A 15,326-nucleotide genomic window follows, 5' to 3' on the forward strand; every position below is an offset into this window, starting at 1 on the left:
CTCTTTCTTCAGTTATCACGACCACAAAAAATAAGGCCGGAAATCCGGCTTTATTTTTCGGGATATTGCCAATGAAAAAAAGCTTAGTATTAATTGCCACAACGCTATTAATGATGACAGTATCAGCTCAAGCCGGCGTTATTATCGGTGGAACGCGCGTTATTTATAACGGCGATAAAAAAGAGACTTCAATTAGCGTAAAAAATCCTGACAAATCATCATACCTGATACAATCCTGGAGCGATAGCGGAGAAAAAAACAACGATAAATCCCCCTTTATGGTTACTCCACCGCTCTTTCGTCTCGGGCCTGGACAAGAGAACACGCTAAGAATAATTCGAACCGGCGGTAACTTACCTGAGGACCGGGAGTCTCTATACTGGATGAATATTAAATCTATTCCTTCAACCGAGAAGCAGGATAATGTAAATAGCCTGCAAATAGCCATAAAAACGCGCATCAAGTTGATATATCGCCCCCAGGCGCTTATCAAAATGCCGAAAGATATTGCCGAAAAATTAACCTGGCAGCGTAACGGTAATACACTGATTGTTAGCAACCCAACGGCGTATTACATGAATTTCAGTACCATCAAAATGGGTAATACTTCGGTGAAAAATGCCGCCTGGGTTTCGCCGAAGAGCTCGGCTAGCTTTACCATTCCTGCCGGCGCGAGCGGCGACGTGGTATGGACGCTGATTACTGATTATGGCTCCGTCGGGAAAGAGCATCGAGCACGTTTATAACGCTAACCTGTGTTAGCACCGAAAGGATATCGGGATGAATGTAGACGCCTACAAAAAGAAAATAACGCTCAGTCGTATCGCCTGCTTTATTGCCCTGCAGAGTGCCTTAACTGTTCATAATACCGCGCTTGCTCGCGAGTATTTTAATCCGGCCTTTCTCGGGATCGATGGGCCGGGAAAGGATTTAACCGACCTCTCTGCTTTTGAAGAAGGCGTCGGCCAGATGCCGGGAAACTATCATGTTGACGTTATCGTCAATAAAACATCAGTCGGTCTATATGATATTGACTTTGTAATGCAAAAAGATAGCCAGGGTAACTCTACGCTCCAGCCCTGTCTTAGCCTTGAGGCATTACAAAAATTTGGTATCCGTACACAGTCATTTCCTCAGCTTGCTGACGATAAAGATTGTGCCAATATCCAGGTTATTCCCCTGGCCAGCGCGGAATTTGTCTTCGATCGACAGCAGCTACGTCTCTCTATTCCACAAGCTGCATTAAACAACCATGCCCGCGGCTATGTGGCTCCGGAGCGGCTTGATGAAGGAATTAATGCGCTACTACTGAACTATGACTTTAGCGGTGCCAATACCGAAGCTCGTCAACGCGGCGCTGAGGACTCGAACAGCTATTATCTGAACTTAAGACCCGGTTTTAATATCGGCCCCTGGCGAATCCGCAACTATACGACCTGGAACCGTAACAGCAGCGGTGGGCAAGCACAGGAGAGCTGGGATTCACTCTATACCTATGCACAGCGCAATATCATCGCCCTGAAAAGCCAGCTCACAATTGGCGACAGCACCGCGCCGTCAGACATCTTCGATAGCGTCCCCTTCCGCGGTGCGCAGCTCGCTTCAGATGACGATATGCTTCCCGATAGCCTCCGCGGCTATGCGCCTGTTGTTCGCGGTATTGCCCGTACTAACGCTCAGGTAATCGTTAAACAGAACGGCTATACCATCTATCAGAGCTACGTATCTCCGGGAGCGTTTGAGATTACCGACATGTACCCCACAGGCAGCAGCGGCGACTTTGACGTCACCATTAAAGAAGCTGACGGCAGCGAACAACATCAGAAAATCGCGTTTGCCTCCCTTCCCGTACTGCAGCGTGAAGGCCGGTTGAAATATAGTCTGACCAGCGGCCAGTACCGCCCTTATGACAGCGATATTAATAAAGAAACGTTTACGCAAGGGACAGTCATTTACGGTCTACCGGCAGGCTTTACCGTTTATAGCGGCGGTCAGTTCTCTCAACATTACCAGTCCGTTCTTCTGGGGGCAGGTAAGAATTTTGGAATGCTGGGAGCGCTATCGATAGACAGCGCGCAGGCATGGTCGAGAAAACAGGACGAAAGCAAAGAAAGCGGTCAATCATGGCGCGTACGCTACAGTAAAAACATTATTGAAACGGGAACCAATTTCTCAATTGCTGGCTATCGGTACTCAACCTCGGGCTACTATAGCCTGGCAGAGGTGCTGGATACGTGGCGCGATAACGACTGGAAAAGTCAAAACGATCGCCGTCGCAATCGCGCCGAACTTCAGCTTAACCAGAATATCAGCCAAAACCTGGGTTCGCTCACCCTCAACATGATGAGTGAGGATTACTGGAATAGCGAGCGTAAAATGCGCTCTATCAGCGTGGGATATAGTAACAACTGGGCAGGAGTAACTTACAACCTCAACTATAGCTATAACGAAAACACCACCGATACCGACAATAAAAAAGTTTATGACAAAGATCAGATCTTCTCATTTAACATCAATGTTCCTTTCGATCTCTGGTCAGGTAATAACTACGCTACCTACAGTCTGAACACCAGTAAGCACGGCAGCACCAGCCATAATCTGGGGATGAATGGCTCTACGCTGGCAGACAACAATCTGAACTGGAATATCCAGCAAAGCCAGACAAATCACGGTGAAGGCAATGGTGGTTATGCCAGTCTTGACTATCAGGGCACCTATGCACGGGTCAATTCGGCGTACAGCTATGACCGCGATCAGCGCCGAGTCAACTATGGCATTGATGGCGGACTTGTCGCCCATGCTAACGGCCTGACGTTCAGTCAGGAGTTGGGCGAAACCGCTGCCCTGGTCGAAGCGCCCGGCGCTGACGGCGTAACGGTAATGAATCAAACGGGTGTAAAAACGGATTTTCGTGGCTATACCATAGTTCCGTATATATCCCCCTATCGTGAAAGCGTAATTTCCCTGGATACGGCGACGCTCCCGGGTAACGCCGACGTTGAGCTGACCTCACAAACCGTTACACCTACTCGTGGAGCCATCGTCCGCACCCACTTTGCGACTCACGTCGGCAAACGAGTATTAATGACGCTTATTCGCCGCAGCGGTGGCATCGTCCCCTTTGGCGCTATGGTCTCAATCAACGGCGTCGACAAGCCGTCCGGTTCTATCGTCGGCGACGGCGGGCAAGTTTATCTTACCGGCATGCCGACAAAAGGTACCGCCACGGCAAAATGGGGGCAAACAGCTTCAGAACAGTGCGAGTTTCTCTGGCAGCTACCTGACGTCGTCCCCGCAAGCGGGGTCGCTGAACTAACATCCTCCTGCCAATAGAAAGGAAAAGGCGCCACGAGATGAAAGCAAAACTCTATTTACCCATCGCGGCAATCAATTTTTTTGCCCTCTTTCCCGCGCATGCAGACTATTTTGATGCCGTCAGGGGAAGCGTAATGAACTATAAATTTGATGATTTCACGCTGCCAGCTAACCCTGGAGAAACGACCCACTGGGAAGAAGCGGGATCGCTACCGACAACGATATCCAGGAGTGATACAACTGGCTCTTATATTGCCCTTTCAATTAACGGAACCCTGGTTGGTGACAATATCTACGCAACCAGCAATCCGGGTATTGGCATTCAATATAAAACGAGCGTTGATACACTGACTGACGCGGGTGGAGGCACAGAATCGACTCTGAATAGTCGCTTCAATTTAGGACAGCAGGTCGCTGCAGATATAAGCACTTACGTCCACGTAAAATACCGACTTGTCAGGCTGGCAAATAAGATCCCTGCCGGCAAAATTACCAGCGCACCGCAGGTAACTGCCACTTTTTACAACCCAGATGGAAGGGGTACCGCTGTATTCACTCACGGTATTTATAGCTCAACGATTGCCTCGCAACCTAAAACAACTTCCTGCACGGTAGACGCGCCGACGGAGATAAAGCTTCCGGCGCTTTACGGTAATAAGCTGAAAAATGGTGCGCAAACTATTACTGAAGCTCCGACCATCAAATTAATCAACTGTCCCGGCGCTATTGACGGTATTTCTTATAACTTTAGTGCAGTTTACGGCGCGCGCGATGCCTCAAATGGAATACTCAACGCCGTTAATGGCGATGGCTACGCGCAAAACGTTTACATTCAGGTCCAGAATGCCGACGGAACGCCCCATACGGTTAATAGCTCAATAGCACTCAGTGATTACACGGGATCAGGTGAATATGAAATCCCTGAATTTAAAGTTGCTTATTATATTGAGAATACTGCAAGCGTGACGGCTGGCGAAGTGAAGTCAGCTATCGAACTCAAATTAACCTATAACTAAACAAGGAAAGAAAATGAAAATTAAACAAGGACTTCTGGCAACCTTAGTTACCGCCAGCTGCGGATTATTCACGCCTTTAAGTCACGCGGTCAATATCGATATCACGGGAAAAGTTATCGCCTCTCCTTGCCAGGTCAATGACGGTAATGACTCCCTTTCTATTGATCTGGGTGATTCTATTCGGGCCGGCGATATCTTTGAGCCTGGCAGTGGCAGTGAATGGAAACAGGCTGAACTTGTGCTGATTTGCCCGCCTTCGGCCAGACTTTTTAATGTGACATTTACGGGCATTAGCGATGATGACGAGCCGGCTTATTATAAGAATACCGGTACCGCCCAACGCGTCATGGTTGAATTAACCGATACGGTGTCAGAAACGGCCTTCAAAAATGGGACAACTCTGGAAAATCTGGAAGTAGGAGGCGCCTACATTATCGTCATGCGCGCCCGTGCGGTATCTAAAGGGAATCCTATGCCAGGCACCATTTCAGCGCAGGTACAGGCTACCATTACCTATCCGTAGAATAACGTAAGAGACCGGATATAAAGAATGAGACTGCGAATAATAGAGGTTATCTCATGGCTTACGCCCGCGCTCGGGATAATGATGACCGCCGTTCCGGCATTTGCGACAGACATCAATCTAACGGGTACGGTGGTCGCCTCTGCCTGCACGGTAGATACTGCACATTCGCTCAATCAGACAATTACATTCCCGGATTCAAAGACATCTGATTTTACCAGGGCAGGTGATGCCAGCGAATGGCAGAATTACGCCATCGTATTCACCTCTTGCCCACCGTCAACAACGGACATAATTGTTGACTTCTCCGGTACGCCAGATCCATCCAATAAATGTCTGGCAAAAAATGACGGGAGTGCCACAGGTATTGCACTACAATCGGCCTTTGGCAAAGATGGTGGTTATTTGCAAAATTGCTTTGGCGGAATGACTGGAACTGCTTATGAAACAGGAAGAACCATCGAGTTATCCTCTCGAATGTATGCCACCTCCGATCGCGTCACCGGAGGGAGTTTTCATTCAACCCTGTTACTTACTGTGACCTACAAATAACATTACGCTGACGCCTTGATAGCGAAAGCCTGTGCCATCGAACGGCAGGCATAAAAAAACGGCACGTATAAACGTGCCGTTTTTTATTGACTGCATCGACCGCTAGACGCGCTTGAAAATCAGCGAGCCGTTGGTACCACCGAAGCCAAAGGAGTTACACAGGGTATACTCCATTCCGCTAACCTGGCGCGCTTCGTGCGGAACGAAGTCCAGGTCGCAACCTTCATCCGGGTTATCCAGGTTAATGGTTGGCGGAACGGCCTGATCGCGCAGCGCAAGGATGGAGTAGATAGACTCTACTGCGCCCGCCGCGCCCAGCAGGTGGCCGGTCATAGATTTAGTCGAGCTGACCATTACGCGGCTGGCTGCGTCGCCGAAGACGGATTTCACCGCCTGCGCTTCTGCTTTATCGCCTGCCGGCGTAGAAGTCCCGTGAGCGTTGACGTAGCCAATCTGGCTTGCTTCAATGCCCGCGTCGCGAATAGCGTTAACCATCGCCAGCGCTGCGCCAGCGCCATCTTCCGGCGGTGAAGTCATATGGTAGGCATCGCTGCTCATACCAAAACCGACGATTTCCGCATAGATTTTCGCACCGCGTTTTTTCGCGTGTTCGTACTCTTCCAGCACGACCATGCCTGCGCCGTCGCCCAGTACGAAACCATCACGCTCTTTATCCCATGGACGGCTTGCCGCCTGCGGGTTGTCATTGCGCGTGGAGAGAGCGCGCGCTGCACCGAAGCCGCCTACGCCCAGAGGGGTACTGGCTTTTTCTGCGCCACCGGCAACCATTGCGTCAGCATCACCATAAGCGATAACGCGCGCTGCGTGACCAATATTGTGGACGCCAGAGGTGCAGGCGGTCGCGATGGAAATGCTTGGTCCACGCAGACCAAACATGATGGTCAGATGCCCGGCCACCATGTTAACGATTGTGGAAGGAACAAAGAACGGGCTGATCTTACGCGGTCCGCCTTTTACCAGCGAACTGTGGTTTTCTTCGATCAGGCCAAGTCCGCCAATACCGGAACCAATAGCGGCACCGATGCGGGTAGCATTCTCTTCCGTCACTTCAAGGCCAGAATCCTGCATGGCCTGAATGCCAGCGACAATTCCATATTGAATGAAGGCGTCCATCTTGCGCTGTTCTTTACGCGAGATGAAGTCATCACAGTTAAAATCCTTTACTAAGCCAGCAAATTTCGTTGCATAGGCGCTAGTATCGAAATGGTCGATCAGGCTGATGCCACTCTGACCGGCAAGGAGAGCTTTCCAGGTAGACTCTACGGTATTGCCGACAGGAGACAACATGCCCAGTCCGGTCACAACTACACGACGCTTAGACACGGTTGTCCTCCAGGGAGGGAAAATAGATTCTTGTGGGACAAAATATGGATAAAACTCAGGCGGTCGAGTGACCGCCTGGAGATGTTCACTTACGCCTGGTGGCCGTTGATGTAATCAATGGCAGCCTGAACAGTAGTGATTTTCTCAGCTTCTTCGTCCGGAATCTCAGTATCAAACTCTTCTTCCAGAGCCATTACCAGCTCAACGGTGTCAAGAGAATCAGCGCCCAGGTCTTCAACGAAGGAAGCATTGTTGGTAACTTCTTCCTGCTTAACGCCCAGCTGTTCGCCGATAATTTTCTTAACGCGTTCTTCGATAGTGCTCATACTCTTAAATTTCCTATCAAAACTCGCTTTCGCGATGGTTTTCGTAGTGTATAAAATGTTGAAAAATTTGCAACTAAATCCCGGCAGGTCTTACCACGATTTTACGCTATTTTGCGGCTGTTTGCCCTCATAACGCAAATGATTTTGTACAAAACATTACAGAGAACCGCACGGACTGCGCGGTTCCTGAACGTTTTGCGCAAATCTCGGTCAGACCATGTACATTCCGCCGTTGACGTGCAGAGTTTCACCAGTGATGTAACTCGCTTCGTCAGAGGCTAAAAATGCCACCGCGCTGGCGATTTCATTTGGAGAGCCAAGGCGCCCCGCAGGAACTGCCGCCAGCGTACCCGCACGCTGCTCATCGGTCAGCGCACGCGTCATGTCCGTTTCAATAAAGCCCGGAGCAACAACGTTTACAGTAATACCGCGGGACGCAACTTCGCGAGCCAGTGATTTACTGAAGCCAATCAGACCCGCTTTCGCCGCAGCGTAGTTGGCCTGACCCGCATTTCCCATGGTACCAACCACAGAACCGATAGTGATAATACGTCCATGACGCTTTTTCATCATAGCGCGCATTACCGCTTTTGACAGACGGAAAACAGATGACAGGTTGGTTTCGATAATATCGTTCCACTCGTCATCTTTCATGCGCATTAACAGGTTATCACGAGTAATCCCGGCATTGTTCACCAGGATATCAACTTCACCAAATTCTGCGCGAATATTTCCCAGAACAGATTCGATAGATGCAGGATCGGTCACATTCAGCAGCATGCCTTTCCCGTTAGCACCTAAATAATCGCTAATCGCCTGCGCGCCGCTTTCGCTGGTCGCAGTACCGATAACTTTTGCCCCACGGGCGACGAGCGTCTCAGCGATTGCGCGGCCAATCCCGCGACTTGCACCGGTAACCAGCGCGATTTTTCCTTCAAAACTCATGGTTTTCCTCTTTTATTGCTCAAGCGCCGCAGACATAGCTGCCGGCTCGTTAAGCGCGGAAGCGGTCAGGGTGTCAACAATACGTTTAGTCAGACCGGTGAGGACTTTACCCGGGCCAACTTCATACAGATGCTCTACGCCCTGTGATGCCATAAATTCAACGGTTTTGGTCCACTGAACCGGGCTATACAGCTGACGGACAAGGGCATCGCGAATAGCTTCAGGCGCCGTTTCACTTTTCACGTCAACGTTATTCACGACCGGAATAGCTGGCGCGTTGAAGGTTATTTTTTGCAGCTCAACGGCCAGTTTCTCCGCTGCGGGCTTCATCAGCGCGCAGTGGGATGGGACGCTGACCGGCAGCGGTAGAGCACGTTTAGCGCCTGCAGCCTTACAGGCCGCCCCTGCGCGTTCTACGGCCTCTTTATTACCGGCAATAACGACCTGACCCGGCGAGTTAAAGTTCACTGGAGAAACCACCTGCCCTTCGGCAGACTCTTCGCAGGCTTTCGCAATCGCAGCATCGTCAAGACCGATGATCGCAGACATCGCCCCGGTACCTTCCGGAACCGCTTCCTGCATGAACTTACCGCGCAGTTCAACAAGGCGAACGGCGTCGGTAAAATTGATAACGCCCGCGCATACCAGCGCTGAATATTCGCCAAGGCTATGGCCAGCCAGCATCATCGGCTCTTTTCCGCCCTGCTGCTGCCAGACGCGATAGAGCGCAACGGAAGCGGTCAGCAGCGCCGGTTGGGTCTGCCAGGTTTTATTTAGTTCTTCCGCCGGGCCCTGCTGTGCAAGCGCCCACAGATCGTAACCCAACGCCGCAGAGGCTTCACGGAACGTCTCTTCGATTACCGGGTAAGCGGCCGCCATATCTGACAGCATCCCGACACTCTGAGAGCCCTGTCCCGGGAAAACAAAAGCAAATTGCGTCATGTTTAAATCCTTATCCTAAAAACGAACCAGCGCGGAACCCCAGGTGAAACCGCCACCAAAGGCTTCCAGCAGAATAAGCTGACCACGTTGAATGCGGCCATCGCGCACGGCTTCATCCAGCGCACAAGGCACAGAAGCGGCTGAAGTATTACCGTGCCTGTCGAGCGTGACGACGACGTTGTCCATCGACATGCCCAGCTTCTTCGCCGTGGCGCTGATAATACGCAGGTTAGCCTGATGTGGCACCAGCCAGTCCAGCGACGAACGCTCGAGATTATTCGCAGCTAAAGTTTCATCGACGATATGAGCCAGTTCGGTCACGGCCACTTTAAAGACTTCGTTGCCCGCCATGGTCAGGAAGATCGGGTTTTCCGGATCGATGCGATCGGCGTTCGGCAGCGTCAGCAGTTCGCCGTAGCTCCCGTCCGCATGCAGATGCGTAGAGATAATACCCGGCTCTTCGGAAGCCCCCAGCACCACGGCACCTGCGCCGTCGCCGAAAATGATAATGGTTCCGCGATCGGCAGGATCGCAGGTACGCGCCAGGACATCAGCGCCGATCACCAGCGCGTAATCGACCGCGCCGTTTTTCACGTATTGATCGGCAACGCTGAGCGCGTAGGTGAAACCCGCGCAGGCCGCAGCGACGTCGAAAGCCGGGCAACCTTTAATACCCAGCATTGATTGAATCTGGCAAGCCGAACTGGGAAACGCATGGGTACCGGAGGTGGTCGCAACAATAATCAGACCAATTTGCTCCGGCTTTACGCCCGCCATATCCAGTGCATGCTTAGCGGCTTCAAGGCCCATGGTAGCAACTGTTTCGTTCGGCGCGGCAATACGACGCTCACGGATACCGGTACGAGTGACAATCCACTCGTCTGACGTATCGACCATATTTTCCAGTTCAGCGTTCGTACGCACGTGCTCAGGCAGATAGCTGCCGGTACCAATAATCTTCGTATACATGTACGCTCAGTCACTCTTGGGTAATATACCTGGTTAACTCAAACTGCGAGGCGTCAGTCGTTTCCGGTCACCGGGCTTTGAGGCCTGGCGTCCCCGCTTCTGCCGTCCTCAGGCAATTCGAAACCTGCAGGGTATAAAGATTCCAGGCGAGCGGCAATTCGCTGAGGAATCTGCCGCTGCACAGCCTGCACTGCCTGCTCTATCGCCACGCAAAAAGCGCGCTGATTGGCAGCCCCATGACTTTTGATCACGGAACCGCGTAATCCTAACAGACAGGCACCATTATACTGGTCGGGGTTGAGGTGACTGAATCGCCTCGACAGGCTTTTTTGTAACCAACGCTTTAATAAAAGCAGCCACCACGACCTTTTTTTCCCCTCTCCCTGTGATTTCAACAGTGAAAGGAACATTCTGACAACACCTTCCATCGTTTTTAATGTGACGTTGCCCGTGAATCCATCACAAACCAACACATCCGTTTTACCCGTCAACAACTCGTTGGCTTCCAGATACCCAATATAGTTGAGGGTTGGCAAAGTTTTCAAAACGGCCGCCGCGTCGCGAATGCTGCTGAGACCTTTCATCTCTTCTTCGCCGATATTCAGAAGCGCAACGCGGGGATCCTTAATACCAATAACTTCTTCCGCAAGGACCGCCCCCATGACGGCAAACTGCACCAGCATAGTGCTATCGCAATCCACGTTGGCGCCTAAATCCAGCACCACCGTTTTGCCCTTCAGCTGGTGCGGCAGCATGGTAACCAGCGCAGGGCGCTCAATCCCCTCAATGGGTTTGAGCAACAGCTTCGCCAGCCCCATTAGCGCTCCGGTATTACCCGCGCTGACGCAGGCCTGCGCCCGCCCTTCTTTTACTAACTCCAGCGCAATGCGCATTGAGCTACCGCGGCTGGCGCGAATCGCTTGCGCGGGCCGGGCATCACTGGCAATAACTGACTGCGCAGGGATAACCTGCAGACGTGAACGTTGTTCAAAATCAGCTTTGGCAAGTAATGGCGCGATAGTGTCGGGATCGCCGACTAAAAGAAGTGTGAGTTGTGAATTAGAGTTCAGTGCCTGCAATGCTGCAGGCACTGTCACGGAAGGGCCAAAATCCCCGCCCATGACATCTAACGCCAGGGTTAGACGTGTCAAGGTATCGTCGCTGCTCGGTTCGGTTATTCCCCAGTTACCCGGGGAGATCCTCACTAAGCTTCATCACGCTTTTACTCTTCGTCTTTCGCGCTGCAAGTGCGTTGACTGCGCTCGTTCACACCAGTCACATAGTGAGCTATGCTCCCGGCGCTTCTCTCGCTTGCGTCTTCTTGCAACGCGAAATCCATGGAGTAATGCGTGATTACTTAGCGATGACCTTGCGACCGCGGTAGAAACCGTCGGCAGTGATGTGGTGACGCAGGTGTTTTTCACCAGAAGCTTTGTCTACAGACAGGCTGGTGACTGCGGTCAGAGCGTCATGGGAACGACGCATGCCACGTTTGGAACGGGTTGGTTTATTCTGTTGTACGGCCATGGACCTTACTCCTCAATTACTTATGCTTTAAGCTGGCTAATACGGCAAATGGATTTGGTTTTTGTGCCTCTTCAGGCAGTTCACCAAAGACCATGTCCGCGTCGGACACTTCACAGTGTTCAGAATCATGCACCGGAACTACAGGCAAGGAGAGGATAATTTCATCTTCAACCAGCGCCAGCAGATCGATTTCACCGAATTCGTTAACCTCAATCGGCTCATACGCTTCCGGCAGTGCCTCGGCCTGTTCGTCATTTCTGACGGGGCTGAAACAATACGTTGTGTGAACATGATGGGGGAACGGTTTCCCGCAACGCTGACATTCGAGGGTTACCGACACCGTCGCATCGCCGCTTAAAACGGCAAGACGCTGGTTATCAATAGCGAACGACATGCTGCATTCCACATCGCTGTCCACGCTGACAACAGAATCAGCGACGCGCACAGCCTGATCACGGGTATAGATACCTTGGTAATCTAAGCGCTTTTGAGCCGTGCGAACCGGATCGAGAGTCAGGGGTAATTTTACCTTTTGCATAGGGCGCGCATATTAACTTTGTAACGTCATAGAGTCAAAGAAAAAGGCAGCCTCAGGTTGCCTTTTGCCATTTATTCGCACACATTGCGGCGCATAGTTTAAAATGATGCTCTGCGAAGCGCTATATGTGGATGAAAAAATATGTCTGAACTGATCCTCGCGTCAACCTCGCCCTGGCGGCGAATGCTGCTGGAAAAGCTGTCGGTGCCTTTTGAATGCGCGGCGCCGGACGTAGATGAAACCCCGCTGCCCGGCGAGCCCGCCCGCCAGCTGGTGATGCGTCTGGCGCAGGCAAAAGCGCAGGCCCTCGCCGCACGCTATCCGCAGCACCTCATTATAGGCTCCGATCAGGTTTGTGTCCTGGACGGTGAAATTACCGGCAAACCGCATACCGAAGAGAACGCCCATCGCCAGTTGAGAAAGGCCAGCGGCACCATCGTCACGTTCTACACCGGCCTCGCGCTATATAACTCTGCCAGGGGTCATCTACAAACTGAATGTGAACCCTTTGACGTCCACTTCCGCCATTTAAGCGATCGGGAAATTGAAAGCTATATCCGCAAAGAAAATCCGCTGCAGTGCGCCGGCAGTTTCAAAAGCGAAGGATTAGGCATCACGCTGTTCGAGAGACTGGAGGGCCGCGATCCTAACGCGCTGGTCGGTTTACCGCTCATCGCGTTATGTCAAATGCTGCGCCGGGAAGGATTCAATCCCCTGCTCACCTGAACATAATGACGCATGGCATCGGAGAGAGTGTGTTTTTCCCGATGCCATAATGCCGTTTATCAAGAACTTAAGTCACTGCTCCATCCGCGTCGGGTTTGTTTAACGCCACGCAGCAGTTCAACGCGTCCTCCCCCACAACAGTAATGCCTTACCTGTCACAGTTTATTTTTGCCGCACCATTAAAATAATAAAACAACGTTTTATTTTAAAAATGGAGCCACTATGCCTTTTCGCGCTACGCTTTTGACCCTCACCCTGCTGGCCGCCGCCAGCGTCAACGCGAACGACTGGCAGCGCCAGGGCGTCGTAGAAGGCAATTTACCCGCCTCCTGGCAGCAGTTGAAAGCGCAGATGACGTATCCGGACTCGTGGCTCTCTGGAAAGTATCGTCATTTCGATCAATGGCGAGAGCACGCCCGCACGCTGCTTCGGCAATCCCTGCTAACGCCGACATCAGCAAGCCCGTTCACCCCACAAACGCTGATGAGCGAAGATCGGGGCACCTATCGCGCCGAGAAACTGGCATTTAACGTCACAGATGAAAACCGGATTGCCGCTCTGATGTTAACGCCCAAATCAGCAGGCCCTCACCCGGCCATTGTCCTGCTGCACGACCATGGCTCAAAATTTGACATAGGCAAGGAGAAACTGATTCGTCCTTTGCGGGATGCCGCACGCCTGGCCAGCGCCGAGGCATGGGCAGATAAATTTTTCAGCGGTCGGTTCATCGGCGATGAGCTGGCGCAGCGCGGTTATGTTGTCATCGCTATTGATAGCCCGGGCTGGGGGGATCGCGGCCCCATGACCTACGAGCAGCAGCAGGCGCTGGCCAGTAACTATTTTAACCTTGGGCGCTCGCTGGCAGGGGAAGTCGCCTATGAAGATCTGCGAACCGTGAATTTCGTCAGTACGTTAAAAGAGGTTGATAATAAACGCATCGGGGTACTGGGTTTTTCAATGGGCGGTTTTCGCGCCTGGCAACTGGCCGCCCTGTCTGACAAAGTCGCCGCCACTGCCGCGATCTCCTGGTTTGGTACCTGGAACGGCCTGATGCAGCCAGGCAACAACGTTCTGCGCGGTCAATCGGCGTTTTATATGCTTCATCCGGGCCTGGCCGGACATCTTGATATTCCCGACATCGCCAGCATTGCAGCGCCCAGGCCGATGCTGATTTATAGCGGAGCGCAGGATAAGCTGTTTCCCGCTGCAGCCGTTAATGACGCCTTCGCTAAGGTGCATAACGTATGGGCGTCACAGAACGCGCAGGATAAGCTGGAGACCAGAACGTGGCCGGAACTGGGCCACGTCTTTTATCAAGAACAGCAGGATGAAGTGTTCCCCTGGCTTGATAAGTGGCTCAAGCCCTGAGCAAGTCCGTATCACTTCGCGTTACGTAAAACCTGCAGGCAACGCTTAAGCTGGTTATCTAAAGGCGCTTCAACACGCATCACTTCCCCTGTACCCGGATGCGTAAACTTCAGCGCCGCCGCGTGCAGAAACAGCCGGTTAAGGCCGGTGCCTGACAGCTGCTTATCGAATTCCCGGTCGCCGTAGCGATCGTCAAAAGCGATAGGGTGACCGGCATATTGGGTATGCACGCGGATTTGATGGGTACGGCCGGTTACCGGGCTGCAGCGCACCAGGGTCGCATGGGGATAACGCTCTTCGACTTTAAAACGCGTTTCCGACGGTTTCCCCTCCTGGTTAACCCGCACGATGCGTTCACCGCTCTGCAGAATATTCTTCAGCAGCGGAGCCTGCACCACTTTAGTGTGGGACTGCCACTGCCCGCGCACCAGCGCCAGGTAGTCTTTTTGCATTCCTTTGTCGCGCAGCTGCTCGTGCAGGGAACGCAGCGCGGAACGCTTTTTGGCGACCAACAGAACGCCAGAGGTATCGCGATCGAGGCGATGCACCAGCTCAAGGAAGCGCGCTTCCGGGCGCAGCGCGCGCAGACCTTCAATCACGCCGAAGCTCAACCCGCTGCCGCCGTGTACCGCTGTCCCGGAAGGTTTATTAAGCACCAGAATATGATCGTCTTCATATAAAATCACATCGGCCAGCGCAGCAACTTTCTGCAGGTGGGGAGAGACCGCCTCTTCTTCTTTCTCCGCGACGCGGACCGGCGGAATGCGCACTTCGTCGCCGGCTTCCAGCTTATACTCAGGCTTGACGCGCTTTTTATTGACCCGCACCTCGCCTTTTCGCAAGATGCGATAAATCATGCTCTTTGGTACGCCCTTCAGCTGCGTACGCAAAAAGTTGTCGATACGTTGCCCTGCTTCATCATCAGCAATGGCAACCATTTTTACGCTTGGGATCTCAGTTTTCATGGTGCGCGATTCTAAATAGCCCGACGCATTAGCGCCACTCATTTTTATATGCTTATATTTATTATCATCCGGTTTTCGCCGCATGCTTCATCATCGTTTTGTTTGTTATTAGAACAATCCGTATACGCGGGTGAAAAAACTGTGGGTAACCGGGTGATAAAAGGTGAAAGTCAACTTGCTATAACGAGCTTAGCAATGGAATAATGATGCCGTTTTCCGTGCTGAAACTTGTTAGAACAAGAAATTAGCGGAATGACCAATTTTGTCTGA

General features: G+C 52.0%; 16 protein-coding genes. 7 read left to right on the forward strand and 9 right to left on the reverse strand.

Going from position 1 to position 15,326, the window contains the following annotated elements:
• The first annotated feature begins 71 nt into the window (after nt 1-71).
• The 5 genes from ABLV11_RS12305 to ABLV11_RS12325 all read left to right on the forward strand — a co-directional run bounded on the left by ABLV11_RS12305 (nt 72) and on the right by ABLV11_RS12325 (nt 5,406).
• Nucleotides 72-746: a molecular chaperone gene (locus ABLV11_RS12305; protein WP_126488926.1), complete on the forward strand. Its 675-nt coding sequence runs from the start codon at nt 72-74 to the stop codon at nt 744-746.
• 34 nt (nt 747-780) lie between these two features.
• Nucleotides 781-3,333, forward strand: coding sequence for a fimbria/pilus outer membrane usher protein (locus ABLV11_RS12310; protein WP_126488925.1), 2,553 nt, complete (start codon nt 781-783; stop codon nt 3,331-3,333).
• A 20-nt stretch (nt 3,334-3,353) separates the two neighbouring features.
• Nucleotides 3,354-4,331, forward strand: coding sequence for a fimbrial protein (locus ABLV11_RS12315; protein WP_126488924.1), 978 nt, complete (start codon nt 3,354-3,356; stop codon nt 4,329-4,331).
• Nucleotides 4,332-4,344: 13 nt separating this feature from the next.
• Nucleotides 4,345-4,854 (forward strand): fimbrial protein, encoded by a 510-nt coding sequence (locus tag ABLV11_RS12320; RefSeq protein ID WP_126488923.1) that lies wholly within the window; start codon nt 4,345-4,347, stop codon nt 4,852-4,854.
• Between the two features lie 81 nt (nt 4,855-4,935).
• Nucleotides 4,936-5,406 (forward strand): fimbrial protein, encoded by a 471-nt coding sequence (locus ABLV11_RS12325; RefSeq protein ID WP_224250560.1) that lies wholly within the window; start codon nt 4,936-4,938, stop codon nt 5,404-5,406.
• A gap of 102 nt (nt 5,407-5,508) precedes the next feature.
• Here ABLV11_RS12325 and fabF read toward each other — a convergent pair whose 3' ends face one another.
• The 8 genes from fabF to yceD all read right to left on the reverse strand — a co-directional run bounded on the left by fabF (nt 5,509) and on the right by yceD (nt 11,997).
• Nucleotides 5,509-6,750: a beta-ketoacyl-ACP synthase II gene (gene fabF / locus ABLV11_RS12330; RefSeq protein WP_004101085.1), complete on the reverse strand. Its 1,242-nt coding sequence runs from the start codon at nt 6,748-6,750 to the stop codon at nt 5,509-5,511.
• An 89-nt stretch (nt 6,751-6,839) separates the two neighbouring features.
• A complete protein-coding gene (gene acpP, locus ABLV11_RS12335) occupies nt 6,840-7,076 on the reverse strand; it encodes an acyl carrier protein (protein ID WP_000103754.1) in 237 nt (78 codons plus the stop codon).
• A 210-nt stretch (nt 7,077-7,286) separates the two neighbouring features.
• Complete coding sequence (gene fabG / locus ABLV11_RS12340) at nt 7,287-8,021, reverse strand: 3-oxoacyl-ACP reductase FabG (protein ID WP_004101082.1); 735 nt, start codon at nt 8,019-8,021, stop codon at nt 7,287-7,289.
• Between the two features lie 12 nt (nt 8,022-8,033).
• Entirely contained in the window at nt 8,034-8,963 is a 930-nt protein-coding gene (gene fabD, locus ABLV11_RS12345) for an ACP S-malonyltransferase (protein ID WP_126488922.1), read from the reverse strand.
• Between the two features lie 15 nt (nt 8,964-8,978).
• The gene (locus ABLV11_RS12350; RefSeq protein WP_126488921.1) at nt 8,979-9,932 is read right to left on the reverse strand and encodes a beta-ketoacyl-ACP synthase III; all 954 of its coding nucleotides are present in this window, start codon (nt 9,930-9,932) and stop codon (nt 8,979-8,981) included.
• Nucleotides 9,933-9,985: 53 nt separating this feature from the next.
• Nucleotides 9,986-11,083 carry a phosphate acyltransferase PlsX gene (plsX, locus tag ABLV11_RS12355; RefSeq protein WP_105890067.1) on the reverse strand — a complete coding sequence of 366 codons (1,098 nt, stop codon included), beginning with the start codon at nt 11,081-11,083 and terminating at the stop codon, nt 9,986-9,988.
• Between the two features lie 202 nt (nt 11,084-11,285).
• Entirely contained in the window at nt 11,286-11,459 is a 174-nt protein-coding gene (gene rpmF, locus ABLV11_RS12360) for a 50S ribosomal protein L32 (RefSeq protein WP_004101077.1), read from the reverse strand.
• 16 nt (nt 11,460-11,475) lie between these two features.
• The gene (yceD, locus tag ABLV11_RS12365) at nt 11,476-11,997 is read right to left on the reverse strand and encodes a 23S rRNA accumulation protein YceD (RefSeq protein WP_004101075.1); all 522 of its coding nucleotides are present in this window, start codon (nt 11,995-11,997) and stop codon (nt 11,476-11,478) included.
• Nucleotides 11,998-12,138: 141 nt separating this feature from the next.
• Between yceD and ABLV11_RS12370 the strand changes: the two genes are divergently transcribed.
• Together ABLV11_RS12370 and ABLV11_RS12375 are read left to right on the forward strand one after the other, a co-directional pair.
• Nucleotides 12,139-12,723 carry a nucleoside triphosphate pyrophosphatase gene (locus ABLV11_RS12370; protein WP_004101073.1) on the forward strand — a complete coding sequence of 195 codons (585 nt, stop codon included), beginning with the start codon at nt 12,139-12,141 and terminating at the stop codon, nt 12,721-12,723.
• Nucleotides 12,724-12,945: 222 nt separating this feature from the next.
• Nucleotides 12,946-14,091 (forward strand): alpha/beta fold hydrolase, encoded by a 1,146-nt coding sequence (locus ABLV11_RS12375; protein WP_126488919.1) that lies wholly within the window; start codon nt 12,946-12,948, stop codon nt 14,089-14,091.
• An 11-nt stretch (nt 14,092-14,102) separates the two neighbouring features.
• On the opposite strand, the gene rluC is transcribed toward ABLV11_RS12375, so the two are convergent.
• The gene (gene rluC, locus ABLV11_RS12380) at nt 14,103-15,056 is read right to left on the reverse strand and encodes a 23S rRNA pseudouridine(955/2504/2580) synthase RluC (protein WP_115240149.1); all 954 of its coding nucleotides are present in this window, start codon (nt 15,054-15,056) and stop codon (nt 14,103-14,105) included.
• Nucleotides 15,057-15,326 lie beyond the last annotated feature (270 nt).

It is taken from the genome of Klebsiella sp. GW_Kp181, assembly GCF_040062315.1.
Taxonomy (GTDB): Bacteria; Pseudomonadota; Gammaproteobacteria; order Enterobacterales; family Enterobacteriaceae; genus Klebsiella; species Klebsiella oxytoca.

Bases quoted from the DNA above. Each gene is read 5' to 3' on its own strand.
- rluC (WP_115240149.1), bottom strand. From the start codon at position 15,056: ATGAAAACTGAGATCCCAAGCGTAAAAATGGTTGCCATTGCTGATGAT.
- ABLV11_RS12320 (WP_126488923.1), top strand. From the start codon at position 4,345: ATGAAAATTAAACAAGGACTTCTGGCAACCTTAGTTACCGCCAGCTGC.
- fabD (WP_126488922.1), bottom strand. From the start codon at position 8,963: ATGACGCAATTTGCTTTTGTTTTCCCGGGACAGGGCTCTCAGAGTGTC.
- fabG (WP_004101082.1), bottom strand. From the start codon at position 8,021: ATGAGTTTTGAAGGAAAAATCGCGCTGGTTACCGGTGCAAGTCGCGGG.
- ABLV11_RS12315 (WP_126488924.1), top strand. From the start codon at position 3,354: ATGAAAGCAAAACTCTATTTACCCATCGCGGCAATCAATTTTTTTGCC.
- ABLV11_RS12350 (WP_126488921.1), bottom strand. From the start codon at position 9,932: ATGTATACGAAGATTATTGGTACCGGCAGCTATCTGCCTGAGCACGTG.
- acpP (WP_000103754.1), bottom strand. From the start codon at position 7,076: ATGAGCACTATCGAAGAACGCGTTAAGAAAATTATCGGCGAACAGCTG.
- ABLV11_RS12310 (WP_126488925.1), top strand. From the start codon at position 781: ATGAATGTAGACGCCTACAAAAAGAAAATAACGCTCAGTCGTATCGCC.
- yceD (WP_004101075.1), bottom strand. From the start codon at position 11,997: ATGCAAAAGGTAAAATTACCCCTGACTCTCGATCCGGTTCGCACGGCT.
- ABLV11_RS12325 (WP_224250560.1), top strand. From the start codon at position 4,936: ATGATGACCGCCGTTCCGGCATTTGCGACAGACATCAATCTAACGGGT.
- ABLV11_RS12370 (WP_004101073.1), top strand. From the start codon at position 12,139: ATGTCTGAACTGATCCTCGCGTCAACCTCGCCCTGGCGGCGAATGCTG.
- ABLV11_RS12375 (WP_126488919.1), top strand. From the start codon at position 12,946: ATGCCTTTTCGCGCTACGCTTTTGACCCTCACCCTGCTGGCCGCCGCC.
- ABLV11_RS12305 (WP_126488926.1), top strand. From the start codon at position 72: ATGAAAAAAAGCTTAGTATTAATTGCCACAACGCTATTAATGATGACA.
- rpmF (WP_004101077.1), bottom strand. From the start codon at position 11,459: ATGGCCGTACAACAGAATAAACCAACCCGTTCCAAACGTGGCATGCGT.